This window comes from Enterobacter asburiae (assembly GCF_008080435.1).
Classification (GTDB): Bacteria; Pseudomonadota; Gammaproteobacteria; order Enterobacterales; family Enterobacteriaceae; genus Enterobacter; species Enterobacter asburiae_C.
This window is the reverse complement of sequence record NZ_VRKN01000002.1, coordinates 287,341-308,636: the sequence shown is the minus strand read 5'-3', so window position 1 is coordinate 308,636 and position 21,296 is coordinate 287,341. Positions and strand designations below refer to the sequence as shown.

Here is a 21,296-nt window from a genome sequence, read left to right as displayed (position 1 = left end):
TTGATTGTTATTGTTGGAGTTATCTCTGGCTGGAATGTGTCGAACATCTCCTGCTACGTTGACAGCGCTGCGATAAAGATGGCAGAAAAGGTGTTACACCTTTAATGTAATTTACATAAACCTGCGAACATCTAAATATCCTGAACGTTTAAGAGAATAAAAATAACGTCATGAAACGTGCTTTCTGACTGTTGATATAAAGCAGCACAATAACTATCTGTCAGGCAGTCTGCCGGGCCGGGATGCGAGGGAAAATCTTCAGAGGGAATTGCTTAACTGTACACACACAGCTTCAACCCGGGCAGCTCCGCACGAGCAACCTGAAAGTGAATAGATATGATAAATGCAAATCGTCCGATAATGAATCTCGACCTCGATCTGCTGAGAACGTTTGTTGCGGTCGCCGATCTCAACACTTTTGCAGCTGCTGCTGCCGCCGTTTGCCGAACTCAGTCCGCCGTCAGCCAGCAAATGCAGCGGCTGGAGCAACTGGTTGGTAAAGAGCTTTTTGCGCGTCATGGGCGTAATAAGCTCTTAACGGAACACGGTATTCAGCTTCTGGGTTATGCCAGGAAAATTCTTCGCTTTAATGATGAAGCATGTATGTCATTAATGTTTAGCAACCTTCAAGGGGTGCTAACGTTAGGCGCATCTGATGAGTCAGCGGATACTATATTGCCGTTTCTTCTCAATCGTATTAGTTCGGTTTATCCGAAGCTTGCGCTGGACGTTAGCGTAAAGCGTAATGCCTTTATGGTTGAGATGTTAAATGAGAATAAAGTCGACCTGGTGGTGACTACGCATCGTCCCGGGCAGTTTGATTGCCTGACGCTGCGTACATCGCCTACGCACTGGTATTGCGCAGCCGAATACGTGCTGCAAAAAGGGGAGCCGGTTCCACTGGTGTTACTGGACGACCCGAGCCCGTTCCGCGATATGGTGCTCACGGCGCTGAATGAGGCCAACATTCCGTGGCGTCTGGCGTATGTGGCTTCCACGCTGCCAGCGGTCCGTGCCGCCGTGAAGGCCGGTCTGGGTGTAACGGCCCGTCCGGTAGAGATGATGAGCCCCGATCTGCGCGTTCTGGGGAAATCCGATGGCCTTCCTGCGCTGCCGGATACGGAGTATCTGCTCTGCCACAATTCGTCCAGCCATAACGAGTTGGCCAAAGTGGTGTTCGAGGCGATGGAAAACTACCATAACCCGTGGCAGTTCGAGCGCGTTACCTCCGAAGGGGGGGACGACTCCCTGATCGTTGAAGGGGATTTTGAGTGATCGATAGCTCAAAATTCTGGTAACAAAATGTAAGTGTAAAAAAAAGCCACTCGTGTGATTTTCACATGCAGTGGCTTTTTTTTAGCAATAATACCCGCTTATGGCGCATGGATTTTCAGAATACTCTCTATTTATCAATAAGCTAAATGCTTTTGCTTAAAACTTGTCCGTTTTCCGTTCTAACTTCATCCACATCCCTCTCATGTTAAAAAAACAGGAAATATGTTGCCGTTTTCCAGGTTGAATTAACAAAAGCGTGTCTCAGATCAAGAAAATACTCCTATTTGGGGGGAGGAATCGTTGGCAAATCCTGTCAAAATAGGAGGGTTATTTTTTTTACTTCCGAAACGGACACGATTCAACAACATACATTTGACGCAAAGTCATGCACCCACCAGGGTTAAAGGGCACCAAATGTTAATGAGAATCGCTCGATGTAATTTAATGTGAAGAAACCTTTGTTAAAGTTGACAATAGGTTATAGAAAGGAGTAAAAAACCCCATCATTTTGCTGTCTACGTCTCATTTCTGACAGTTAGTGTAAGGTTATTTGTTCCTCCCCATGAATCGATGTGATGCCCATCTGCCAGCAAGAGCAGTGTCGTCGGTATCACTTTTGATGAGTAAGCAATGAGTATGTCAACATCCACAGAAGTCATCGCTCATCACTGGGCATTCGCAATCTTTCTTATTGTAGCCATTGGCCTGTGCTGCCTGATGTTAGTCGGCGGCTGGTTCTTGGGCGGTCGCGCCCGAGCAAGGCACAAAAACACACCTTTCGAATCAGGTATTGATTCAGTAGGTTCCGCTCGCTTACGCCTGTCTGCCAAGTTCTATCTGGTAGCCATGTTCTTCGTCATCTTCGACGTGGAAGCGCTTTACCTTTTCGCATGGTCAACGTCCATCCGCGAAAGTGGTTGGGTGGGCTTTGTCGAGGCCGCAATTTTCATTTTAGTGCTACTGGCCGGTCTGGTTTATCTGGTGCGTATCGGCGCGCTGGACTGGACGCCTGTGCGTTCACGCCGTGAACACATCAACCCGGAAAACAGTATCTCTAATCGTCAGCAGTAACAGCGAGGCAATAAGATGGATTATACGCTCACCCGCATAGATCCTAACGGTGAGAATGACCGTTACCCCCTGCAAAAACAGGAGATCGTAACCGACCCCCTGGAGCAAGAAGTCAATAAAAGCGTGTACATGGGCAAACTCGAACATGCCATGCACGATATGGTCAACTGGGGTCGTAAGAACTCCATCTGGCCGTACAACTTTGGCCTTTCTTGCTGCTACGTTGAAATGGTGACGTCATTCACTGCGGTGCATGACGTTGCGCGTTTTGGGGCAGAGGTACTGCGTGCTTCCCCACGTCAGGCTGACCTGATGGTGGTAGCCGGTACGTGCTTTACTAAGATGGCACCTGTTATTCAGCGTCTTTATGACCAGATGCTGGAGCCTAAATGGGTTATCTCCATGGGCGCATGTGCAAACTCTGGCGGTATGTACGACATTTATTCCGTCGTGCAGGGCGTAGATAAGTTTATTCCGGTGGATGTGTACATCCCGGGCTGTCCGCCACGTCCGGAAGCTTACATGCAGGCGCTGATGCTGCTGCAGGAGTCTATCGGTAAAGAACGTCGCCCACTGTCGTGGGTTGTTGGCGATCAGGGTGTGTATCGCGCGAACATGCAGTCTGAGCGCGAGCGTAAACGTGGTGAACGTATTGCCGTCACCAATCTGCGTACGCCTGACGAAATTTAATTTGCGCCTGTAGGCCTGGAGAACACCTTCGCATATCACTACTCAAATAGCGCGAAGCCAGGCTCAACAGTCACCACGGACCATTTGCAATGGTGAACAATATGACCGACTTAACCGCGCAAGAAGCCGCCTGGCAGACCCGGGATCATCTGGATGACCCCGTCATTGGCGAACTGCGCAACCGTTTTGGGCCGGATGCCTTTACTGTTCAGGCCACCCGCACCGGGGTACCCGTTGTTTGGGTGAAGCGTGAGCAATTACTGGAAGTGGTCGATTTCCTCAAGAAATTGCCAAAACCTTACGTCATGCTGTTTGACTTACACGGCATGGACGAACGTCTGAGAACGCACCGCCAGGGTCTCCCTGCTGCGGATTTTTCCGTTTTCTACCACCTGATCTCAATAGACCGCAACACGGATATCATGCTCAAGGTGGCATTGTCTGAAAACGACATGCATCTGCCGACGATCACTAAACTTTTCCCGAACGCTAACTGGTATGAGCGTGAAACCTGGGAAATGTTCGGCATGACCTTCGACGGCCACCCGCATCTGACGCGCATCATGATGCCGCAGACCTGGACCGGCCACCCGCTGCGTAAAGACTACCCGGCACGTGCAACCGAATTCGATCCGTTTGAGCTGACCAAAGCCAAGCAGGATCTGGAGATGGAAGCGCTGACCTTCAAACCGGAAGACTGGGGTATGAAGCGCGGTACCGACAACGAGGACTTCATGTTCCTCAACCTCGGTCCGAACCACCCGTCTGCGCACGGTGCATTCCGTATTATTCTTCAGCTTGATGGCGAAGAGATTGTCGACTGTGTTCCTGACATCGGCTACCACCACCGTGGTGCTGAGAAGATGGGCGAGCGTCAGTCCTGGCACAGCTACATCCCGTATACCGACCGTATCGAGTACCTCGGCGGCTGTGTCAACGAGATGCCATACGTGCTGGCCGTCGAGAAACTGGCGGGTATTGTTACGCCGGATCGCGTTAACGTGATTCGCGTCATGCTGTCAGAACTGTTCCGTATTAACAGCCACCTGCTGTACATCTCCACGTTCATTCAGGACGTCGGCGCGATGACCCCGGTCTTCTTCGCCTTTACCGACCGTCAGAAAATCTACGATCTGGTGGAAGCGATTACCGGTTTCCGTATGCACCCGGCCTGGTTCCGTATCGGCGGTGTGGCACACGATCTGCCGCGCGGCTGGGACCGTCTGCTGCGTGAATTCCTCGACTGGATGCCAAAACGTCTGGCCTCCTACGAGAAAGCCGCGCTGCGCAACACCATCCTGAAAGGCCGTTCCCAGGGCGTTGCTGCCTACGGCGCGAAAGAAGCGCTGGAGTGGGGGACGACAGGTGCAGGTCTGCGTGCGACCGGTATTGATTTCGACGTGCGTAAAGCCCGTCCTTACTCTGGCTACGAGAACTTCGACTTTGAAGTCCCGGTGGGCGGCGGTGTTTCCGACTGCTACACCCGCGTGATGCTGAAAGTGGAAGAGCTGCGCCAGAGTCTGCGCATCCTTGAGCAGTGCCTCAACAATATGCCGGAAGGCCCGTTCAAGGCGGATCACCCGCTGACGACGCCGCCACCGAAAGAGCGCACGCTGCAACATATCGAAACCCTGATCACCCACTTCCTGCAGGTTTCCTGGGGTCCGGTCATGCCGGCGCAAGAATCCTTCCAGATGATTGAAGCGACCAAGGGTATTAACAGTTACTACCTGACCAGTGACGGCAGCACCATGAGCTACCGTACCCGCGTTCGTACGCCGAGCTTTGCGCACCTGCAGCAGATCCCGTCCGCCATCCGCGGCAGTCTGGTCTCCGACCTGATTGTGTATCTGGGTAGTATCGATTTTGTTATGTCAGATGTGGACCGCTAATTATGCACGAGAATCAACAACCACAAACCGAGGCTTTTGAGCTGAGTGAAGCAGAACGTGCCGCCATTGAGCACGAGATGCACCACTACGAAGACCCGCGTGCGGCGTCCATTGAAGCGCTGAAAATCGTACAGAAACAGCGTGGTTGGGTGCCGGATGGGGCGATCTATGCGATCGCAGAAGTGCTGGGTATCCCGGCAAGTGACGTAGAAGGCGTAGCCACGTTCTACAGCCAGATCTTCCGTCAGCCGGTAGGCCGCCATGTGATCCGCTACTGTGACAGCGTTGTCTGCCACATCACCGGTTATCAGGGCATTCAGGCTGCCATTGAGCAGAAACTCAATATCAAGCCGGGCCAGACCACGTTCGATGGACGCTTTACTCTGCTGCCAACCTGCTGCCTGGGTAACTGCGACAAGGGGCCGACCATGATGATTGATGAGGACACTCACAGCCATCTCACGCCGGAAGCGATTCCTGACCTGCTGGAGCAGTACAAATGAAAACTGTAATTCGTACTGCTGAGACGCATCCGCTGACCTGGCGTCTGCGCGATGACAAACAGCCGGTATGGCTCGACGAATATCAGAGCAAAAACGGCTATGCCGGTGCGCGTAAAGCCCTTGGCGGCATGGCGCCGGATGACATCGTTAATGCGGTGAAAGACTCCGGCCTGAAAGGGCGCGGCGGTGCGGGCTTCTCCACCGGTCTGAAGTGGAGCCTGATGCCAAAAGATGAATCCATGAACATCCGTTACCTGCTGTGTAACGCCGATGAAATGGAGCCGGGCACCTATAAAGACCGCCTGCTGATGGAGCAACTGCCGCACCTGCTGGTGGAAGGCATGCTGATCTCCGCGTTCGCATTGAAAGCGTACCGTGGCTACATCTTCCTGCGCGGTGAGTACATCGAAGCGGCAGAAAACCTGCGTCGCGCGATTGCCGAAGCCACCGAAGCGGGCCTGCTTGGCAAAAACATCCTGGGTACCGGGTTTGACTTTGAACTGTTCGTGCACACCGGTGCCGGGCGTTATATCTGCGGTGAAGAAACCGCGCTGATTAACTCCCTGGAAGGCCGCCGTGCGAACCCGCGTTCCAAGCCACCGTTCCCGGCAAGCTCCGGCGTATGGGGTAAACCGACCTGCGTAAACAACGTCGAAACCCTGTGTAACGTTCCGGCTATCCTCGCGAACGGCGTGGAGTGGTATCAGGGCATCTCCTCAAGCAAAGATGCCGGTACCAAGCTGATGGGCTTCTCTGGTCGCGTTAAAAATCCTGGCGTCTGGGAACTGCCGTTCGGTACAACCGCACGTGAAATTCTTGAAGACTACGCTGGCGGCATGCGCGATGGCCTGAAATTTAAAGCCTGGCAGCCGGGTGGGGCAGGGACAGACTTCCTGACCGAAGCCCACCTTGACCTGCCAATGGAATTCGAAAGCATTGGTAAAGCAGGCAGCCGTCTGGGTACGGCGCTGGCGATGGCCGTCGACCACGAGATCGGCATGGTCTCGCTGGTGCGTAACCTGGAAGAGTTCTTCGCCCGCGAGTCCTGCGGTTGGTGTACACCGTGCCGTGATGGTCTGCCGTGGAGCGTGAAGATCCTGCGTGCAATCGAACGTGGTGAAGGCCAGCCTGGGGATATCGAGACGCTTGAGCAACTGTGTCGATTCTTAGGCCCGGGTAAAACCTTCTGTGCCCACGCACCGGGTGCCGTCGAACCTCTGCAGAGCGCGATCAAATATTTCCGCGACGAGTTCGAAGCAGGCATCAAGCAGCCGTTCAGCAATACCCATGCCATCAATGGGATTCAGCCGAACCTGCTTAAAGCGCGCTGGTAACGACAAGAATTTTGATTAACGCTCGGTTTCGACCGAGCCAACTGGAAGCATGCTAATGGCTACGATTCATGTAGACGGCAAAGAATACGAAGTCAACGGGGCGGACAACCTGCTGGAAGCTTGTCTGTCTCTTGGCCTCGATATTCCGTACTTTTGCTGGCATCCGGCGCTGGGCAGCGTCGGTGCTTGCCGCCAGTGTGCGGTGAAGCAATATCAAAACGCGGAAGACACGCGTGGTCGCCTGGTGATGTCCTGTATGACGCCAGCCACCGAAGGCACCTTTATTTCGATTGATGACGAAGAAGCGAAACAGTTCCGCGAAAGCGTTGTGGAATGGTTGATGACCAACCACCCGCACGACTGTCCGGTCTGTGAAGAGGGCGGTAACTGCCACCTTCAGGATATGACCGTGATGACCGGTCACAGCTTCCGTCGCTATCGCTTTACCAAACGTACCCACCGTAACCAGGACCTGGGGCCGTTCATCTCTCACGAAATGAACCGCTGCATCGCCTGCTACCGCTGCGTGCGTTACTACAAAGACTATGCAGACGGTCAGGATCTGGGCGTATATGGCGCACACGATAACGTCTACTTCGGTCGTCCGGAAGACGGTGTCCTGGAAAGCGAATTCTCCGGTAACCTGGTAGAAATCTGCCCGACCGGCGTATTCACGGATAAAACCCACTCCGAGCGTTACAACCGTAAATGGGACATGCAGTTTGCACCAAGCATCTGCCAGCAGTGTTCCCTCGGCTGTAACACCAGCCCGGGTGAGCGTTACGGTGAACTGCGTCGTATCGAAAACCGTTACAACGGTACCGTTAACCACTACTTCCTGTGTGACCGCGGTCGTTTCGGCTATGGCTATGTGAACCTGAAAGACCGTCCGCGTCAGCCGGTTCAGCGCCGTGGCGACGACTACATTACCCTGAACGCTGAACAGGCGATGCAGGGCGCGGCAGACATTCTGCGCCAGTCGAAGAAAGTGATTGGTATCGGCTCCCCGCGCGCCAGCATCGAAAGCAACTTCGCGCTGCGCGAGCTGGTTGGTGCGGAAAACTTCTATACCGGCATCGCCCAGGGCGAGCAGGAACGTCTGCAGCTGGTACTGAAAGTGCTGCGCGAAGGCGGAATCCATACTCCTGCGCTGCGCGAAATTGAATCTTATGATGCGGTCCTGGTGCTGGGTGAAGATCTGACTCAGACCGGCGCACGCGCGGCTCTGGCGGTTCGTCAGGCGGTGAAGGGGAAAGCACGTGAAATGGCAGCGGCGCAGAAAGTGGCTGACTGGCAGATTGCGGCAATCCTTAACATCGGCCAGCGCGCGAAGCATCCTCTGTTTGTGACGAACGTCGACAACACCCGTCTGGACGATATCGCCGCGTGGACCTACTGCGCACCGGTTGAAGATCAGGCGCGCCTCGGCTTCGCGATTGCCCACGCGCTGGACAACAGCTCGCCGGCCGTTGAACTGGATCGCGACCTGCAAAACAAGGTTGACGTGATTGTTCAGGCCCTGGCGGGTGCGAAGAAACCGCTGATTATTTCCGGTACCAACGCCGGCAGCGCGGAGATCGTTCAGGCGGCAGCCAACGTCGCCAAAGCCCTGAAAGGCCGCGGTGCTGATGTCGGTGTGACCATGATTGCCCGTGCGGTGAACAGCATCGGTCTGGGTATGATCGGCGGCGGCTCGCTGGAAGCAGCGTTAAGCGAACTGGAATCCGGTGCCGCTGACGCCGTTGTGGTGCTGGAAAACGACCTGCATCGCCACGCCTCTGCCGCTCGCGTTGACGCCGCGCTCTCCAAAGCGCCGCTGGTGATGGTGATTGACCATCAGCGCACCGCGATCATGGACAAAGCGCACCTGGTGCTCTCTGCGGCAAGCTTCGCAGAAAGCGACGGTACCGTAATCAACAACGAAGGCCGCGCGCAGCGTTTCTTCCAGGTTTACGACCCGGCGTACTACGACAGCAACACCGTGATGCTGGAAAGCTGGCGCTGGCTGCACTCCCTGCACAGCACCGTGCAGAGCCGTGAAGTGGACTGGACGCAGCTCGACCACGTTATCGACGCGGTAGTCGAAAAACTGCCTCAGCTGGCAGGCATTAAAGATGCCGCACCTGAAGCAAGCTTCCGCATCCGCGGTCAGAAACTGGCGCGTGAACCGCACCGTTACAGCGGTCGTACTGCGATGCGTGCCAATATCAGCGTACACGAACCGCGCCAGCCGCAGGATAAAGACACCATGTTCGCCTTCTCCATGGAAGGGAACAACCAGCCGTCTGCACCGCGTTCGCAAATCCCATTCGCATGGGCGCCAGGCTGGAACTCCCCGCAGGCATGGAACAAGTTCCAGGCTGAAGTGGGTGGCTCCCTGCGCCACGGCGATCCGGGCGTGCGTCTGATTGAAGCCTCCGAAACCGGTCTGGATTTCTTCACCTCCGTACCGGCGAGCTTCCGGGCGCAGGAAGGTAACTGGCGTATTGCACCGTACTACCATCTGTTCGGTAGCGACGAGCTGTCACAGCGTTCACCGGTCTTCCAGACCCGCATGCCGCAGCCGTACATCAAGCTCAACCCGGCGGATGCCGCGAAGCTTGGCGTCAACGCGGGTGCGAACATTGCCTTTAGCTACGACGGCCAGACAATCAGCCTGCCGCTGATTATCTCCGAAAGTCTGACAGCAGGGCAGGTGGGTCTGCCAATGGGTATGCCTGGCATCGCGCCGGTACTGGCGGGTGCGCGTCTTGATAACCTGCAGGAGGCAAAAGCATGAGTTGGTTAACGCCGGATCTTATCGACATCCTGCTGAGCATTCTGAAAGCGGTTGTGATTCTGCTGGTGGTGGTCACCTGCGGTGCGTTCATGAGCTTTGGTGAACGTCGTCTGCTCGGTCTGTTCCAGAACCGTTACGGACCGAACCGCGTGGGTTGGGGTGGTTCACTCCAGCTGGTCGCGGACATGATCAAGATGTTCTTTAAAGAGGACTGGATCCCGCGCTTCTCGGACCGCGTGATCTTTACTCTGGCTCCGATGATCGCCTTCACCTCGCTGCTGCTGGCGTTTGCTATCGTTCCCGTCAGCCCGACCTGGGTTGTGGCTGACCTGAACATCGGCATTCTGTTCTTCCTGATGATGGCAGGCCTCGCGGTTTACGCGGTGCTGTTCGCAGGCTGGTCCAGTAACAACAAATACTCGCTGTTGGGTGCGATGCGTGCTTCCGCGCAGACGCTGAGCTACGAAGTGTTCCTGGGACTCTCCCTGATGGGCGTGGTGGCGCAGGCCGGTTCATTCAACATGACCGACATCGTCAACAACCAGGCCGACATCTGGAACGTTATCCCGCAGTTCTTTGGTTTTATTACCTTTGCTATCGCGGGCGTGGCGGTGTGTCACCGTCACCCGTTTGACCAGCCAGAAGCCGAACAGGAACTGGCCGACGGTTACCACATTGAATATTCCGGTATGAAATTCGGTCTGTTCTTCGTGGGCGAGTACATCGGTATCGTCACCATCTCTGCGTTGATGGTAACGCTGTTCTTTGGTGGCTGGCATGGCCCGTTCTTACCGCCGTTCATCTGGTTCGCGCTGAAAACCGCGTTCTTCATGATGATGTTCATTTTGATTCGTGCGTCCTTACCGCGTCCGCGTTATGACCAGGTAATGTCCTTCGGCTGGAAAGTGTGCCTGCCGCTGACGCTCGTCAACTTGTTGGTGACGGCAGCTGTCATTCTCTGGCAGCAGCCATAAGGGGCTTTAGACCATGACCTTAAAAGAATTATTAGTAGGTTTCGGCACCCAGGTACGCAGTATCTGGATGATCGGCCTGCACGCGTTTGCCAAACGCGAAACCCAGATGTACCCGGAAGAGCCGGTATATCTGCCGCCGCGTTACCGTGGCCGTATCGTGCTGACGCGCGACCCGGACGGTTCGGAGCGCTGCGTTGCCTGTAACCTGTGTGCGGTAGCGTGTCCGGTAGGCTGTATCTCGCTGCAGAAAGCAGAGACGGTCGACGGCCGCTGGTACCCTGAGTTCTTCCGCATCAACTTCTCACGCTGCATTTTCTGTGGTCTGTGTGAAGAAGCGTGCCCAACCACGGCGATTCAGCTGACTCCAGACTTCGAGCTGGGTGAGTACAAGCGTCAGGACCTGGTGTACGAGAAAGAGGATCTGCTGATTTCCGGTCCGGGCAAATACCCGGAATATAACTTCTACCGGATGGCGGGTATGGCAATCGACGGCAAAGATAAGGGCGAAGCAGAGAACGAAGCCAAGCCTATCGACGTCAAGAGCCTGTTACCGTAAGGAGAGGGCAATGGAATTCGCTTTTTATATCTGTGGCCTTATCGCCATCCTGGCTACGCTTCGAGTGATTACGCACACCAATCCGGTGCATGCGCTGCTGTACTTAATCATCTCGCTGCTGGCCATTTCCGGGGTGTTCTTCGCACTGGGCGCGCACTTCGCCGGTGCGCTGGAAATCATCGTCTACGCCGGGGCCATCATGGTGCTGTTCGTGTTCGTGGTGATGATGCTGAACCTGGGCGGCTCTGAAATTGAGCAGGAACGTCAGTGGCTAAAACCGCAGGTGTGGATTGGTCCGGCCATTTTGTCGGCCATCATGCTGGTGGTGATCGTTTACGCCATTCTGGGTGTTAACGATCAGGGCATCGACGGGACGCCGATTGGCGCGAAAGAGGTCGGTATTACGCTCTTTGGCCCATACGTTCTGGCGGTTGAACTGGCCTCAATGCTGCTGCTGGCAGGCCTGGTTGTGGCTTTCCACGTTGGTCGCGAAGAGCGTGCTGGCGAGGTGTTGAGCAACCGCACCGATGACCGCGCGAAAAGAAAAATGGAGGAGCGCGCATGATCCCCTTAACACATGGACTGATCCTCGCTGCGATTTTATTCGTTCTGGGTCTGACCGGTCTGGTTATCCGCCGCAATCTGCTGTTTATGCTGATCGGTCTGGAAATCATGATTAACGCCTCCGCGCTGGCCTTCGTGGTCGCCGGAAGCTACTGGGGCCAGACCGATGGTCAGGTGATGTACATTCTCGCCATCAGCCTCGCGGCTGCCGAAGCGAGTATTGGCCTGGCGCTGTTACTGCAGCTCCATCGTCGCCGCCAGAATCTGAACATCGATTCAGTAAGTGAGTTGCGTGGATGAACATGCTTGCCTTAACCATTATTTTTCCGCTGATTGGCTTCGTGCTGCTGGCGTTTTCTCGCGGCCGCTGGTCTGAGAATCTGTCTGCGACCGTGGGCATTGGCTCCATCGGTCTGGCTGCGCTGGTCACAGCGTATGCGGGTATCGACTTCTTTAACAACGGACGTCAGCCTTTCAGCGTGCCGCTGTGGACGTGGATGTCGGTCGGTGATTTCAACATCGGTTTCAACCTGGTGCTGGATGGTCTCTCGCTGACCATGCTCTCCGTGGTCACCGGCGTCGGCTTCCTGATCCACATGTTCGCCTCCTGGTATATGCGCGGTGAAGAGGGTTACTCCCGCTTCTTCGCCTACACCAACCTGTTTATCGCCAGCATGGTGGTTCTGGTGCTGGCCGATAACCTGCTGCTGATGTATCTGGGCTGGGAAGGCGTGGGTCTGTGTTCTTACCTGCTGATCGGTTTCTACTATACCGATCCGAAGAATGGCGCAGCGGCCATGAAAGCGTTCATCGTGACCCGTGTGGGTGACGTCTTCCTCGCTTTCGCGCTGTTCATTCTTTACAACGAACTGGGCACGCTGAACTTCCGCGAAATGGTGGAACTGGCGCCAGCGCACTTCGCCGCAGGCAACACCATGCTGTGGTGGGCAACGCTGATGCTGCTGGGTGGTGCTGTGGGTAAATCCGCGCAGCTGCCGTTGCAGACATGGCTGGCCGACGCGATGGCGGGTCCAACCCCTGTCTCCGCGCTGATCCACGCCGCGACCATGGTGACCGCCGGTGTCTACCTGATTGCGCGTACCCATGGCCTGTTCCTGATGACCCCGGAAATTCTACATCTGGTCGGTATCGTTGGTGCGGTAACGCTGGTGCTGGCAGGCTTTGCCGCGCTGGTGCAGACCGACATCAAACGCGTTCTCGCGTATTCCACCATGAGCCAGATTGGTTACATGTTCCTGGCGCTGGGCGTTCAGGCATGGGACGCAGCCATTTTCCACCTGATGACGCACGCGTTCTTTAAAGCGCTGCTGTTCCTCTCATCCGGTTCCGTGATTCTGGCCTGCCATCACGAGCAGAACATCTTCAAGATGGGCGGACTGCGTAAGTCCATTCCGCTGGTGTATGTCTGCTTCCTGGTGGGCGGCGCGGCGCTGGCGGCACTGCCGCTGATCACCGCGGGCTTCTTCAGTAAGGACGAAATTCTTGCGGGTGCCATGGCGAATGGTCATATCAATCTGATGGTTGCGGGTCTGGTCGGTGCGTTCATGACCTCCCTGTATACCTTCCGTATGATTTTCATCGTATTCCACGGTAAAGAACAAATTCACGCTCACGCAGGGAAGGGGATCACCCATCACCTGCCGCTGATTGTGCTGCTGGTACTCTCCACTTTCGTTGGCGCGATGATTGTGCCGCCGTTGCAGGGCGTACTGCCAGACACCACCGAGCTTGAGCACGGTCGCGTTCTGACGCTTGAAATCACCTCCGGTGTGGTCGCTATCGCGGGCATCCTGATTGCAGCATGGCTGTGGCTGGGCAAACGTACGCTGGTCACTGCCGTTGCCAATAGCGCGCCGGGCCGTCTGCTGGGCACCTGGTGGTACAACGCGTGGGGCTTCGACTGGCTGTACGACATGATCTTCGTTAAGCCGTTCCTGGGCATTGCGTGGCTGGTGAAGCGCGACCCACTGAACAGCCTGATGAATATCCCGGCGATCCTCTCCCGCTTTGCAGGTAAAGGCCTACTGTACAGCGAGAACGGTTACCTGCGCTGGTATGTGGCGTCCATGAGCATCGGTGCGGTTGTCGTGCTGGCGCTGCTGATGGTGTTGCGATAGTGGTTTTGCCCGGTGGCGCTGCGCTTACCGGGCCTACGAGACCGTAGGTCGGGTAAGCGTGAGCGCCACCCGACACCACAAACCGCACTAACGCGTGAATTTTGTCGAATTTGTTGAAAATCGGTCCCTTAGGGACTTTAACAAGGAATAAAAATCGCCATGTTACTACCCTGGCTAATATTAATTCCCTTCATCGGCGGCTTCCTGTGCTGGCAGACTGAACGCTTTGGCGTGAAGATGCCGCGCTGGATCGCGCTGATCACCATGGGATTAACGCTCGCACTTGGCCTGCAACTCTGGTTGCAGGGTGGTTACTCTCTGACCCAGTCTGCGGGTATTCCGCAGTGGCAGTCTGAGTTTATCCTGCCGTGGATCCCACGCTTCGGGATTACGATCCACCTGGCGATTGACGGTCTGTCGCTGCTGATGGTGGTGCTGACCGGTCTGCTCGGCGTTCTGGCGGTACTTTGCTCCTGGCGAGAAATCGAAAAATACCAGGGCTTCTTCCACCTGAACCTGATGTGGATCCTGGGCGGCGTTATCGGCGTGTTCCTTGCCATCGACATGTTCCTGTTCTTCTTCTTCTGGGAGATGATGCTGGTGCCGATGTACTTCCTGATCGCGCTGTGGGGCCACAAGGCGTCCGACGGTAAAACGCGTATCACGGCGGCAACCAAGTTCTTCATCTATACCCAGGCGAGTGGTCTGGTGATGCTGATTGCCATTCTGGCGCTGGTGTTTGTTCACCACAATGCGACCGGCACCTGGACCTTCAACTACGAAGACCTGCTGAAGACGCCAATGTCCCACGGCGTTGAATACCTGCTGATGCTGGGCTTCTTCATCGCGTTCGCGGTGAAAATGCCGGTTGTTCCGCTGCACGGCTGGCTGCCAGACGCGCACTCTCAGGCACCAACGGCGGGTTCCGTTGACCTGGCGGGCATCTTGCTGAAAACGGCGGCCTACGGTCTGCTGCGTTTCGCACTGCCGCTATTCCCGAATGCTTCCGCAGAGTTCGCACCGATTGCCATGTGGCTGGGTGTGATCGGTATCTTCTACGGTGCCTGGATGGCCTTCACGCAGTACGACATCAAACGTCTGATTGCCTACACCTCCGTTTCCCACATGGGCTTCGTGCTGATTGCTATCTACACCGGCAGCCAGCTGGCGTACCAGGGCGCGGTGATCCAGATGATTGCGCACGGTCTGTCCGCAGCCGGCCTCTTCATCCTGTGCGGCCAGCTGTACGAACGTCTGCATACCCGCGATATGCGTATGATGGGCGGTCTGTGGAGCAAAATTAAGTGGCTGCCAGCGCTGTCCATGTTCTTCGCGGTGGCTACCCTGGGGATGCCGGGTACCGGTAACTTCGTCGGCGAATTTATGATTCTGTTCGGCAGCTTCAAAGTGGTTCCGGTGATTACCGTGATCTCCACCTTTGGTCTGGTGTTCGCTTCCGTGTACTCGCTGGCGATGCTGCACCGCGCTTACTTCGGTAAAGCGAAGAGCGAAATTGCTGCACAAGAACTGCCGGGGATGTCGCTGCGTGAGCTGTTCATCATCCTGCTGCTGGTCGTACTGCTGGTGCTGCTGGGCTTCTTCCCGCAGCCGATTCTGGATACCTCGCATAGCGCGATGGGTAACATCCAGCAGTGGTTTGTTAATTCTGCTTCTACTACAAGGCCGTAATTCGCCATGACAATAACTCCACAACAACTGATCGCGCTGCTACCGCTGCTGATCGTCGGATTGACGGTGGTGGTTGTGATGCTCTCCATTGCGTGGCGACGCAATCACTTCCTGAATGCCACGCTGTCGGTCATCGGCCTGAACGCCGCGTTAGTCTCTCTCTGGTTTGTTGGCCAGGGTGGGGCGATGGACGTCACCCCGCTGATGCGCGTTGACGGTTACGCTATGCTGTATACCGGTCTGGTGCTGCTGGCGAGCCTGGCAACCTGTACCTTTGCGTACCCGTGGCTCGAAGGTTACAACGACAACAAAGAAGAGTTTTACCTGCTGGTTCTGATTGCCGCGCTGGGCGGCATTCTGCTGGCGAATGCGAACCACCTGGCCGCGCTGTTCCTCGGTATTGAGCTGATCTCTCTGCCGCTGTTCGGTCTGATTGGTTACGCCTTCCGTCAGAAGCGCTCTCTGGAAGCGAGCATCAAGTACACCATTCTGTCTGCTGCTGCGTCCTCGTTCCTGCTGTTTGGTATTGCGCTGCTGTACGCACAGTCCGGTAACCTCTCTTTCATGGCGCTCGGCAAGAGCCTCGGTGACGGCATGCTTCATGAGCCGCTGCTGCTGGCGGGTCTGGGCATGATGATTGTTGGCCTCGGCTTTAAACTCTCTCTGGTGCCGTTCCACCTGTGGACGCCAGACGTATACCAGGGCGCTCCGGCTCCGGTGTCGACCTTCCTGGCGACGGCGAGCAAAATCGCTATCTTCGGGGTGGTAATGCGTCTGTTCCTGTACGCGCCGGTAGGTGACAGCGAAGCGGTTCGCGTGGTGCTGGGCATTATCGCGTTCGTCTCCATCATCTTCGGTAACCTGATGGCGCTGAGCCAGACCAACATCAAGCGTCTGCTGGGCTACTCGTCTATCTCTCATCTGGGCTACCTGATGGTGGCGCTGATTGCGCTGCAGAGCGGTGAGATGTCGATGGAAGCCGTGGGCGTATATCTGGCCGGTTACCTGTTCAGCAGCCTCGGCGCCTTCGGCGTGGTGAGCCTGATGTCCAGCCCGTACCGTGGTCCGGATGCTGATTCACTGTTCTCCTACCGTGGTCTGTTCTGGCACCGTCCGATCCTGTCCGCAGTGATGACCGTGATGATGCTCTCTCTGGCAGGTATCCCGATGACGCTGGGCTTCATCGGTAAGTTCTACGTGCTGGCCGTCGGTGTGCAGGCGCACCTGTGGTGGCTGACTGCGGGTGTGGTTATCGGCTCCGCGATTGGTCTCTACTACTATCTGCGTGTGGCCGTGAGCCTGTACCTGAGCGCGCCTCAGCAGCTCAACCGTGATGCCCCAACCAACTGGCAGTACAGCGCCGGTGGTATCGTAGTGCTTATCTCCGCGCTGCTGGTGCTGATCTTCGGTATCTATCCGCAGCCGCTGATTGATATCGTGCAGCGAGCAATGCCGCTGATGTAAAAACAAAAAACCCGCCTCGGCGGGTTTTTTTATGGTTTGCCCAGCGGCGCTACGCTTGCAGGGCCTACGGGTTTTGTAGGTCGGGTAAGCGTAGCGCCACCCGACTAAGAAAGCTGCTTCCTGCTAATCAACGGCCCGTCAATCTTCTTCATCGAACGATCCAGCACTTCCTCAATCACCGACGACAGCTCGTTCAGTTCGAACTTCGCCACATACCCGTCCGCCTTCACCTTGCGAATATGATCTTCGTTGGCGTTGCCGGAAAGGGAAGAGTGGATCACTACCGGAATATCTTTCAATACCGGGTCGGTTTTGATTTTACGCGTCAGCGTAAAACCGTCCATCTCCGGCATTTCGAGGTCGGTCAGCACCAGAGCGATCTTATCGGTAATGGGAACGCCTTCGGCCAGAGCCTGTGCCGCCAGTACGCCAATTTTCTCCCACGCCTCTTTGCCGGTGATATGCAGCTGTGCCGGGATCTCCATCGCCTGCAGACCTTTCTCCAGCATCGAGCGCGCCACCTTGGAATCTTCCGCGACGATGGCGACAGCGCCTGGCTTGATATGGAATTTGGTGGTCTTCAGGTTCGTGGCGTGCAGATCGTGATTAGCCGGGGTGATGTCATACAGGATTTGCTCCACGTCCAGCACCATCGCCAGATCGTTGGTATCGGTCTTCTCGTCAAGACACGCAATGCTGGTGATGTAGCGACCGCTAACAGCGGTTTCCGCCGCATGTACCTGCTTCCAGTCCAGACGCATGATGTTCTCAACCGATTCCACGGCAAACGCCTGCACGCTGCGCGCATATTCGGTGATCAGCAGGATGTTCAGCCCGGTGGTGGGCTTACAGCCCGCCACGGCGGCCAGGTCAATCACCGGGATCACCTGATCGCGAATATTCACCATTCCCATCAGCGGTGATTTCATCCCGGCGGGTTTTGTGAACTCCGGCATCGGCACAATTTCACGCAGCTTGAAGACGTTAATGCCAAACAGCTCAGATTTATTTTCGTTCAGAGAGGTGCCAAGACGGAACAGCAACAGTTCAAAACGGTTCGACAGGGTCAGATTCGCCCTGTCATCAATATCTTTCTGGAAATTATCCATTCTACCCTCGAGAGAAATGCTGACCTTTTAATCGTTATCGGCATCCTGAGGGAAAAATGAAGGACTAAACGCTGACCTGAGCGAAATCTTCGGCCAGCTCACATTCCGGGAACAGCGTACGGCACTCTGCCAGCAGGCTTGCACATCCCCGCGCGTCGTAGCGCGAGCTGACATGGGTGACGATGAGCCTCCCTACACCCGCATCACGGGCAAGCTGCGCGGCCTGACGCGTGGAGCTATGACCCCGGCTGTTGGCTTTCTCTTCCATCGCCGTTTCAAGCGTCGCTTCATGCACCATCACGTCCACGCCCTGGGCCAGCGTGAGCGCCGCCGGGCACGGGGCCGTATCGCCAAAAATCGCCAGTTTTTTGCCTGGCTGCGGTGCGGCGAGATAATCCTGGCCGTTGATGACGCGTCCGTCCTCCAGCGTGACGGTCTCTCCGTGCTTCAGACGCTGGAACAGCGGCCCGGGTTTTACGCCGTCGGCCATCAGCGCGGCGGCATCCAGCGCACCGGGTTTGTCATGCGCTTCAATACGGTAGCCATAGCACTCCAGAGGATGATTGAGCGGTTGAGCAGTAACCTGATAATCCCCGTCATCGAAAACCAGACCTTCTGTGATCTCAACGACCTCCAGCGGATAATCGGTCCATGACCCGCTCAGACGCAGCGTAGTTTCAACAAATTCACGAACACCCGCAGGCCCGTAAATCGTCAGCGGGTTGGCGTTACCGGCCATTGAGCGGCTGCACAGCAGGCCGGGAAGGCCAAACAGATGGTCGCCATGCAGATGGGTGATAAAAATTTTATCCAGCTTGCCGGGGTGATAAACGGTGTGTAACAGCTGATGCTGTGTCCCTTCACCACAGTCAAACAGCCACAGCCCGCCGCGGGTGGGGTGCTTAAGATCCAGCAGGATCGCCGTCACATTCCGTGAGCGGGTTGGCACGCCAGCGGACGTACCCAGAAAAATCAGTTCCATAACGCAATCAGCCCTTTGCCGAACGGGGAGGGGTTTAGTATAACGTGATGAACCCCAGGAAGGAGACAGACATGATCCAGTGGCAAGATTTACATCATAGTGACCTCACCGTTAGCGAACTTTACGCCCTGCTGAAGCTGCGCTGCGAAGTGTTTGTTGTGGAACAGAGCTGCCCGTATCAGGACATCGATGGCGATGACCTCGTTGGCGAGAACCGCCATATCCTCGGCTGGCGCGATAACGAGCTGGTGGCGTATGCGAGGATTCTGAAAAGCGAAGAGGATGTTGAGCCTGTTGTCATTGGTCGCGTCATCATCAGCGGTAACGCGCGTGGTGAAAAACTGGGCTATCAGCTGATGGAAAAAACGCTGGAGGCGTGCCAGAAACAGTGGCCGGACAAGGCGTTATACCTGGGTGCGCAGGCACACCTGCAGTCCTTCTACGGCCATTTTGGTTTTACGCCGGTGACGGAGGTATACGATGAAGATGGCATTCCGCACATAGGCATGGCGCGAGAAGTGAAACAGGCGTAATGGCATCTCGTTGGCTATAGTTAGCGGACTGGTGTACTAACATGGAGAAAAATATGTCATTTCAATCCTGGGATACCCGTATCGACGATGACCTGGCCTTACTGAGCGAAACGCTGGAAGAGGTGTTACGTTCCTCGGGCGACCCTGCCGATCAGAAATATATTGAGCTAAAAGCCCGTGCCGAGCAGGCGCTGCATGAAGTGAAAAACCGCGTCAGCCATGCGTCAGATACTTATTACTACCGCGCTAAAAAAGCGGTGTATCGTGCCGATGATTACGTGCATGAAAAACCGTGGCAGGGCATTGGCGCCGGTGCTGCCGTCGGGCTGGTACTGGGGCTGCTGTTAGCCCGCCGTTAAGCCGCTTAACCACTCCCTATACGTGGGTACTGATATTTCTTATGGTACCCCGTATAATACGAGGTTTTAACAGGGAGAGGTTCGCGTGAATTCGATTTTCCTCGCGCTGGAGCAATTGCGTACCCAGTTATCGCAAGCGTTACCCGCAGCACCCGGCATACGTCATTTCGACGTCTCTTTCCCGTTAAACGACGCCTTCGATCCTCTCGCCTGGCTGGGCGAGCAGCAGTGTTACCCGCAGTTTTACTGGCAGCAGCGTAACGGCGATGAAGAGCTGGCTGCGCTAGGGGCGGTCACCCAATTTTCCTCTCTGGCGTTAGCCTCGCAGTTTTTGCGTGAGCAAAACGCAGCAAGTAATACCCGCATCTGCGGCCTGAACGCCTTTAATCCGGAGCAGGGCAACCTCTTTTTACCGCGACTGCTCTGGCGACGTACCGCCGGCAACGCCACGCTGCGCCTGCAGCTGTGGAGCGACCGCTCGCTTGTGGAAGATGCCCACGCCGCGCTGGATTTTTTACAGCAGCTCCGTCCTGCCAGGCCCATCCGTCCGCTGTCCGTTCAGGTTGAGCACGAAACCCATCAGCCGCAGCAGGCCGAATGGCTGAAACTTATCCGCAGGGCGACAGAGACCATCGCGCGCGGTGATTTTGAAAAAGTGGTTCTCGCCAGGGCAACCGATCTGCAGTTCACACAGCGCGTTAACCCTGTCGCGCTGATGGCCGCCAGCCGCGCTCTGAATTTACATTGCTATCATTTCTGTATGATATTCGACGCCAGCAACGCGTTTCTTGGTTCTACGCCCGAGCGTCTCTGGCGGCGGCGCGGCAAACTGCTGCGCACGGAAGCGCTGGCGGGTACCGTCGCCAGCCATATCGATGATAGCCAGGCGCAGCGTCTCGGCGAGTGGTTGCTGAACGATGATAAAAATCAGCGCGAGAATATGCTGGTCGTGGAAGATATCTGCCAGCGTCTTCAGCACTATACGCAGACGCTTGAGGTTCTGCCTGCCCAGGTGGTGCGCCTGCGTAAAGTACAGCATTTGCGCCGCTGTATCTGGACCGAGCTCAAACAGGCCGATGATGAGGAGTGTCTGCTCATGTTACAGCCGACCGCGGCCGTTGCCGGATTACCCCGACAGCCTGCGCGCGAGTTTATCCAGAAGGTCGAACCCTTTAACCGCGAGTGGTACGCCGGTTCGGCCGGGTATTTATCGCCTGAACAGAGTGAGTTCTGCGTGGCGTTGCGCTCCGCGCGCGTCCTGGAGGACTCTCTGCGGCTCTACGCCGGCGCCGGTATTGTCAGCGGGTCTGACCCGGAGCAGGAGTGGCAGGAGATCGAAAACAAAGCCGCCGGATTGCGCTCTCTGCTCCTAAGGGATTAATAC

Annotated in this window: 19 protein-coding genes; 17 read left to right on the top strand and 2 right to left on the bottom strand. The window is 56.0% G+C overall.

The genetic code is table 11. The annotated features are described in order from the left end of the window. Positions 1 to 336 precede the first annotated feature (336 nt). The 14 genes from lrhA (at position 337) to nuoN (ending at position 16,929) form a co-directional block, all read left to right on the top strand. The gene (gene lrhA, locus FU672_RS04525; protein WP_021241557.1) at positions 337 to 1,275 is read left to right on the top strand and encodes a transcriptional regulator LrhA; all 939 of its coding nucleotides are present in this window, start codon (positions 337 to 339) and stop codon (positions 1,273 to 1,275) included. Positions 1,276 to 1,905: 630 nt separating this feature from the next. Further along, positions 1,906 to 2,346: an NADH-quinone oxidoreductase subunit NuoA gene (gene nuoA, locus FU672_RS04520; protein WP_014071109.1), complete on the top strand. Its 441-nt coding sequence runs from the start codon at positions 1,906 to 1,908 to the stop codon at positions 2,344 to 2,346. 15 nt (positions 2,347 to 2,361) lie between these two features. Next, the gene (gene nuoB, locus FU672_RS04515; protein WP_003861482.1) at positions 2,362 to 3,036 is read left to right on the top strand and encodes an NADH-quinone oxidoreductase subunit NuoB; all 675 of its coding nucleotides are present in this window, start codon (positions 2,362 to 2,364) and stop codon (positions 3,034 to 3,036) included. An 89-nt stretch (positions 3,037 to 3,125) separates the two neighbouring features. Beyond that, positions 3,126 to 4,928, top strand: a complete 1,803-nt coding sequence (gene nuoC, locus FU672_RS04510; protein ID WP_023312537.1) for an NADH-quinone oxidoreductase subunit C/D — start codon at positions 3,126 to 3,128, stop codon at positions 4,926 to 4,928. Between the two features lie 2 nt (positions 4,929 to 4,930). Further along, the gene (nuoE, locus tag FU672_RS04505; protein ID WP_148242330.1) at positions 4,931 to 5,431 is read left to right on the top strand and encodes an NADH-quinone oxidoreductase subunit NuoE; all 501 of its coding nucleotides are present in this window, start codon (positions 4,931 to 4,933) and stop codon (positions 5,429 to 5,431) included. After that, positions 5,428 to 6,765 carry an NADH-quinone oxidoreductase subunit NuoF gene (gene nuoF / locus FU672_RS04500; RefSeq protein ID WP_023312536.1) on the top strand — a complete coding sequence of 446 codons (1,338 nt, stop codon included), beginning with the start codon at positions 5,428 to 5,430 and terminating at the stop codon, positions 6,763 to 6,765. The genes nuoE and nuoF overlap by 4 nt, the downstream gene beginning before the upstream one ends. 55 nt (positions 6,766 to 6,820) lie before the next feature. Further along, a complete protein-coding gene (nuoG, locus tag FU672_RS04495; RefSeq protein ID WP_148242329.1) occupies positions 6,821 to 9,544 on the top strand; it encodes an NADH-quinone oxidoreductase subunit NuoG in 2,724 nt (907 codons plus the stop codon). Continuing rightward, a complete protein-coding gene (gene nuoH / locus FU672_RS04490) occupies positions 9,541 to 10,518 on the top strand; it encodes an NADH-quinone oxidoreductase subunit NuoH (RefSeq protein WP_010433351.1) in 978 nt (325 codons plus the stop codon). The genes nuoG and nuoH overlap by 4 nt, the downstream gene beginning before the upstream one ends. A 13-nt stretch (positions 10,519 to 10,531) precedes the next feature. Then, positions 10,532 to 11,074: an NADH-quinone oxidoreductase subunit NuoI gene (gene nuoI / locus FU672_RS04485; RefSeq protein WP_010433353.1), complete on the top strand. Its 543-nt coding sequence runs from the start codon at positions 10,532 to 10,534 to the stop codon at positions 11,072 to 11,074. A gap of 10 nt (positions 11,075 to 11,084) precedes the next feature. Next, positions 11,085 to 11,639 carry an NADH-quinone oxidoreductase subunit J gene (gene nuoJ / locus FU672_RS04480; protein ID WP_023336404.1) on the top strand — a complete coding sequence of 185 codons (555 nt, stop codon included), beginning with the start codon at positions 11,085 to 11,087 and terminating at the stop codon, positions 11,637 to 11,639. Then, on the top strand, positions 11,636 to 11,938 hold the full coding sequence (nuoK, locus tag FU672_RS04475) for an NADH-quinone oxidoreductase subunit NuoK (RefSeq protein WP_003861496.1): 303 nt from the start codon (positions 11,636 to 11,638) through the stop codon (positions 11,936 to 11,938). The genes nuoJ and nuoK overlap by 4 nt, the downstream gene beginning before the upstream one ends. Continuing rightward, positions 11,935 to 13,776, top strand: a complete 1,842-nt coding sequence (gene nuoL / locus FU672_RS04470) for an NADH-quinone oxidoreductase subunit L (protein ID WP_148242328.1) — start codon at positions 11,935 to 11,937, stop codon at positions 13,774 to 13,776. Before nuoK ends, nuoL begins: the two co-directional genes overlap by 4 nt. A gap of 159 nt (positions 13,777 to 13,935) precedes the next feature. Then, on the top strand, positions 13,936 to 15,465 hold the full coding sequence (gene nuoM / locus FU672_RS04465) for an NADH-quinone oxidoreductase subunit M (protein WP_023312532.1): 1,530 nt from the start codon (positions 13,936 to 13,938) through the stop codon (positions 15,463 to 15,465). Positions 15,466 to 15,471: 6 nt separating this feature from the next. Beyond that, positions 15,472 to 16,929, top strand: coding sequence for an NADH-quinone oxidoreductase subunit NuoN (nuoN, locus tag FU672_RS04460; protein WP_029740937.1), 1,458 nt, complete (start codon positions 15,472 to 15,474; stop codon positions 16,927 to 16,929). Positions 16,930 to 17,033: 104 nt separating this feature from the next. On the opposite strand, the gene FU672_RS04455 is transcribed toward nuoN, so the two are convergent. Next, complete coding sequence (locus tag FU672_RS04455; protein WP_148242327.1) at positions 17,034 to 18,038, bottom strand: chemotaxis protein; 1,005 nt, start codon at positions 18,036 to 18,038, stop codon at positions 17,034 to 17,036. Positions 18,039 to 18,102: 64 nt separating this feature from the next. Continuing rightward, entirely contained in the window at positions 18,103 to 19,020 is a 918-nt protein-coding gene (gene rbn, locus FU672_RS04450) for a ribonuclease BN (RefSeq protein ID WP_148242326.1), read from the bottom strand. 71 nt (positions 19,021 to 19,091) lie between these two features. Between rbn and FU672_RS04445 the strand changes: the two genes are divergently transcribed. From FU672_RS04445 to menF, 3 genes are all read left to right on the top strand, one after another. Beyond that, entirely contained in the window at positions 19,092 to 19,553 is a 462-nt protein-coding gene (locus FU672_RS04445) for a GNAT family N-acetyltransferase (RefSeq protein WP_148242325.1), read from the top strand. 53 nt (positions 19,554 to 19,606) lie between these two features. Then, positions 19,607 to 19,912 carry a stress response protein ElaB gene (gene elaB / locus FU672_RS04440; protein ID WP_059312839.1) on the top strand — a complete coding sequence of 102 codons (306 nt, stop codon included), beginning with the start codon at positions 19,607 to 19,609 and terminating at the stop codon, positions 19,910 to 19,912. An 85-nt stretch (positions 19,913 to 19,997) separates the two neighbouring features. Continuing rightward, the gene (gene menF / locus FU672_RS04435) at positions 19,998 to 21,293 is read left to right on the top strand and encodes an isochorismate synthase MenF (RefSeq protein ID WP_148242324.1); all 1,296 of its coding nucleotides are present in this window, start codon (positions 19,998 to 20,000) and stop codon (positions 21,291 to 21,293) included. The last annotated feature ends 3 nt before the right edge of the window (positions 21,294 to 21,296 follow it).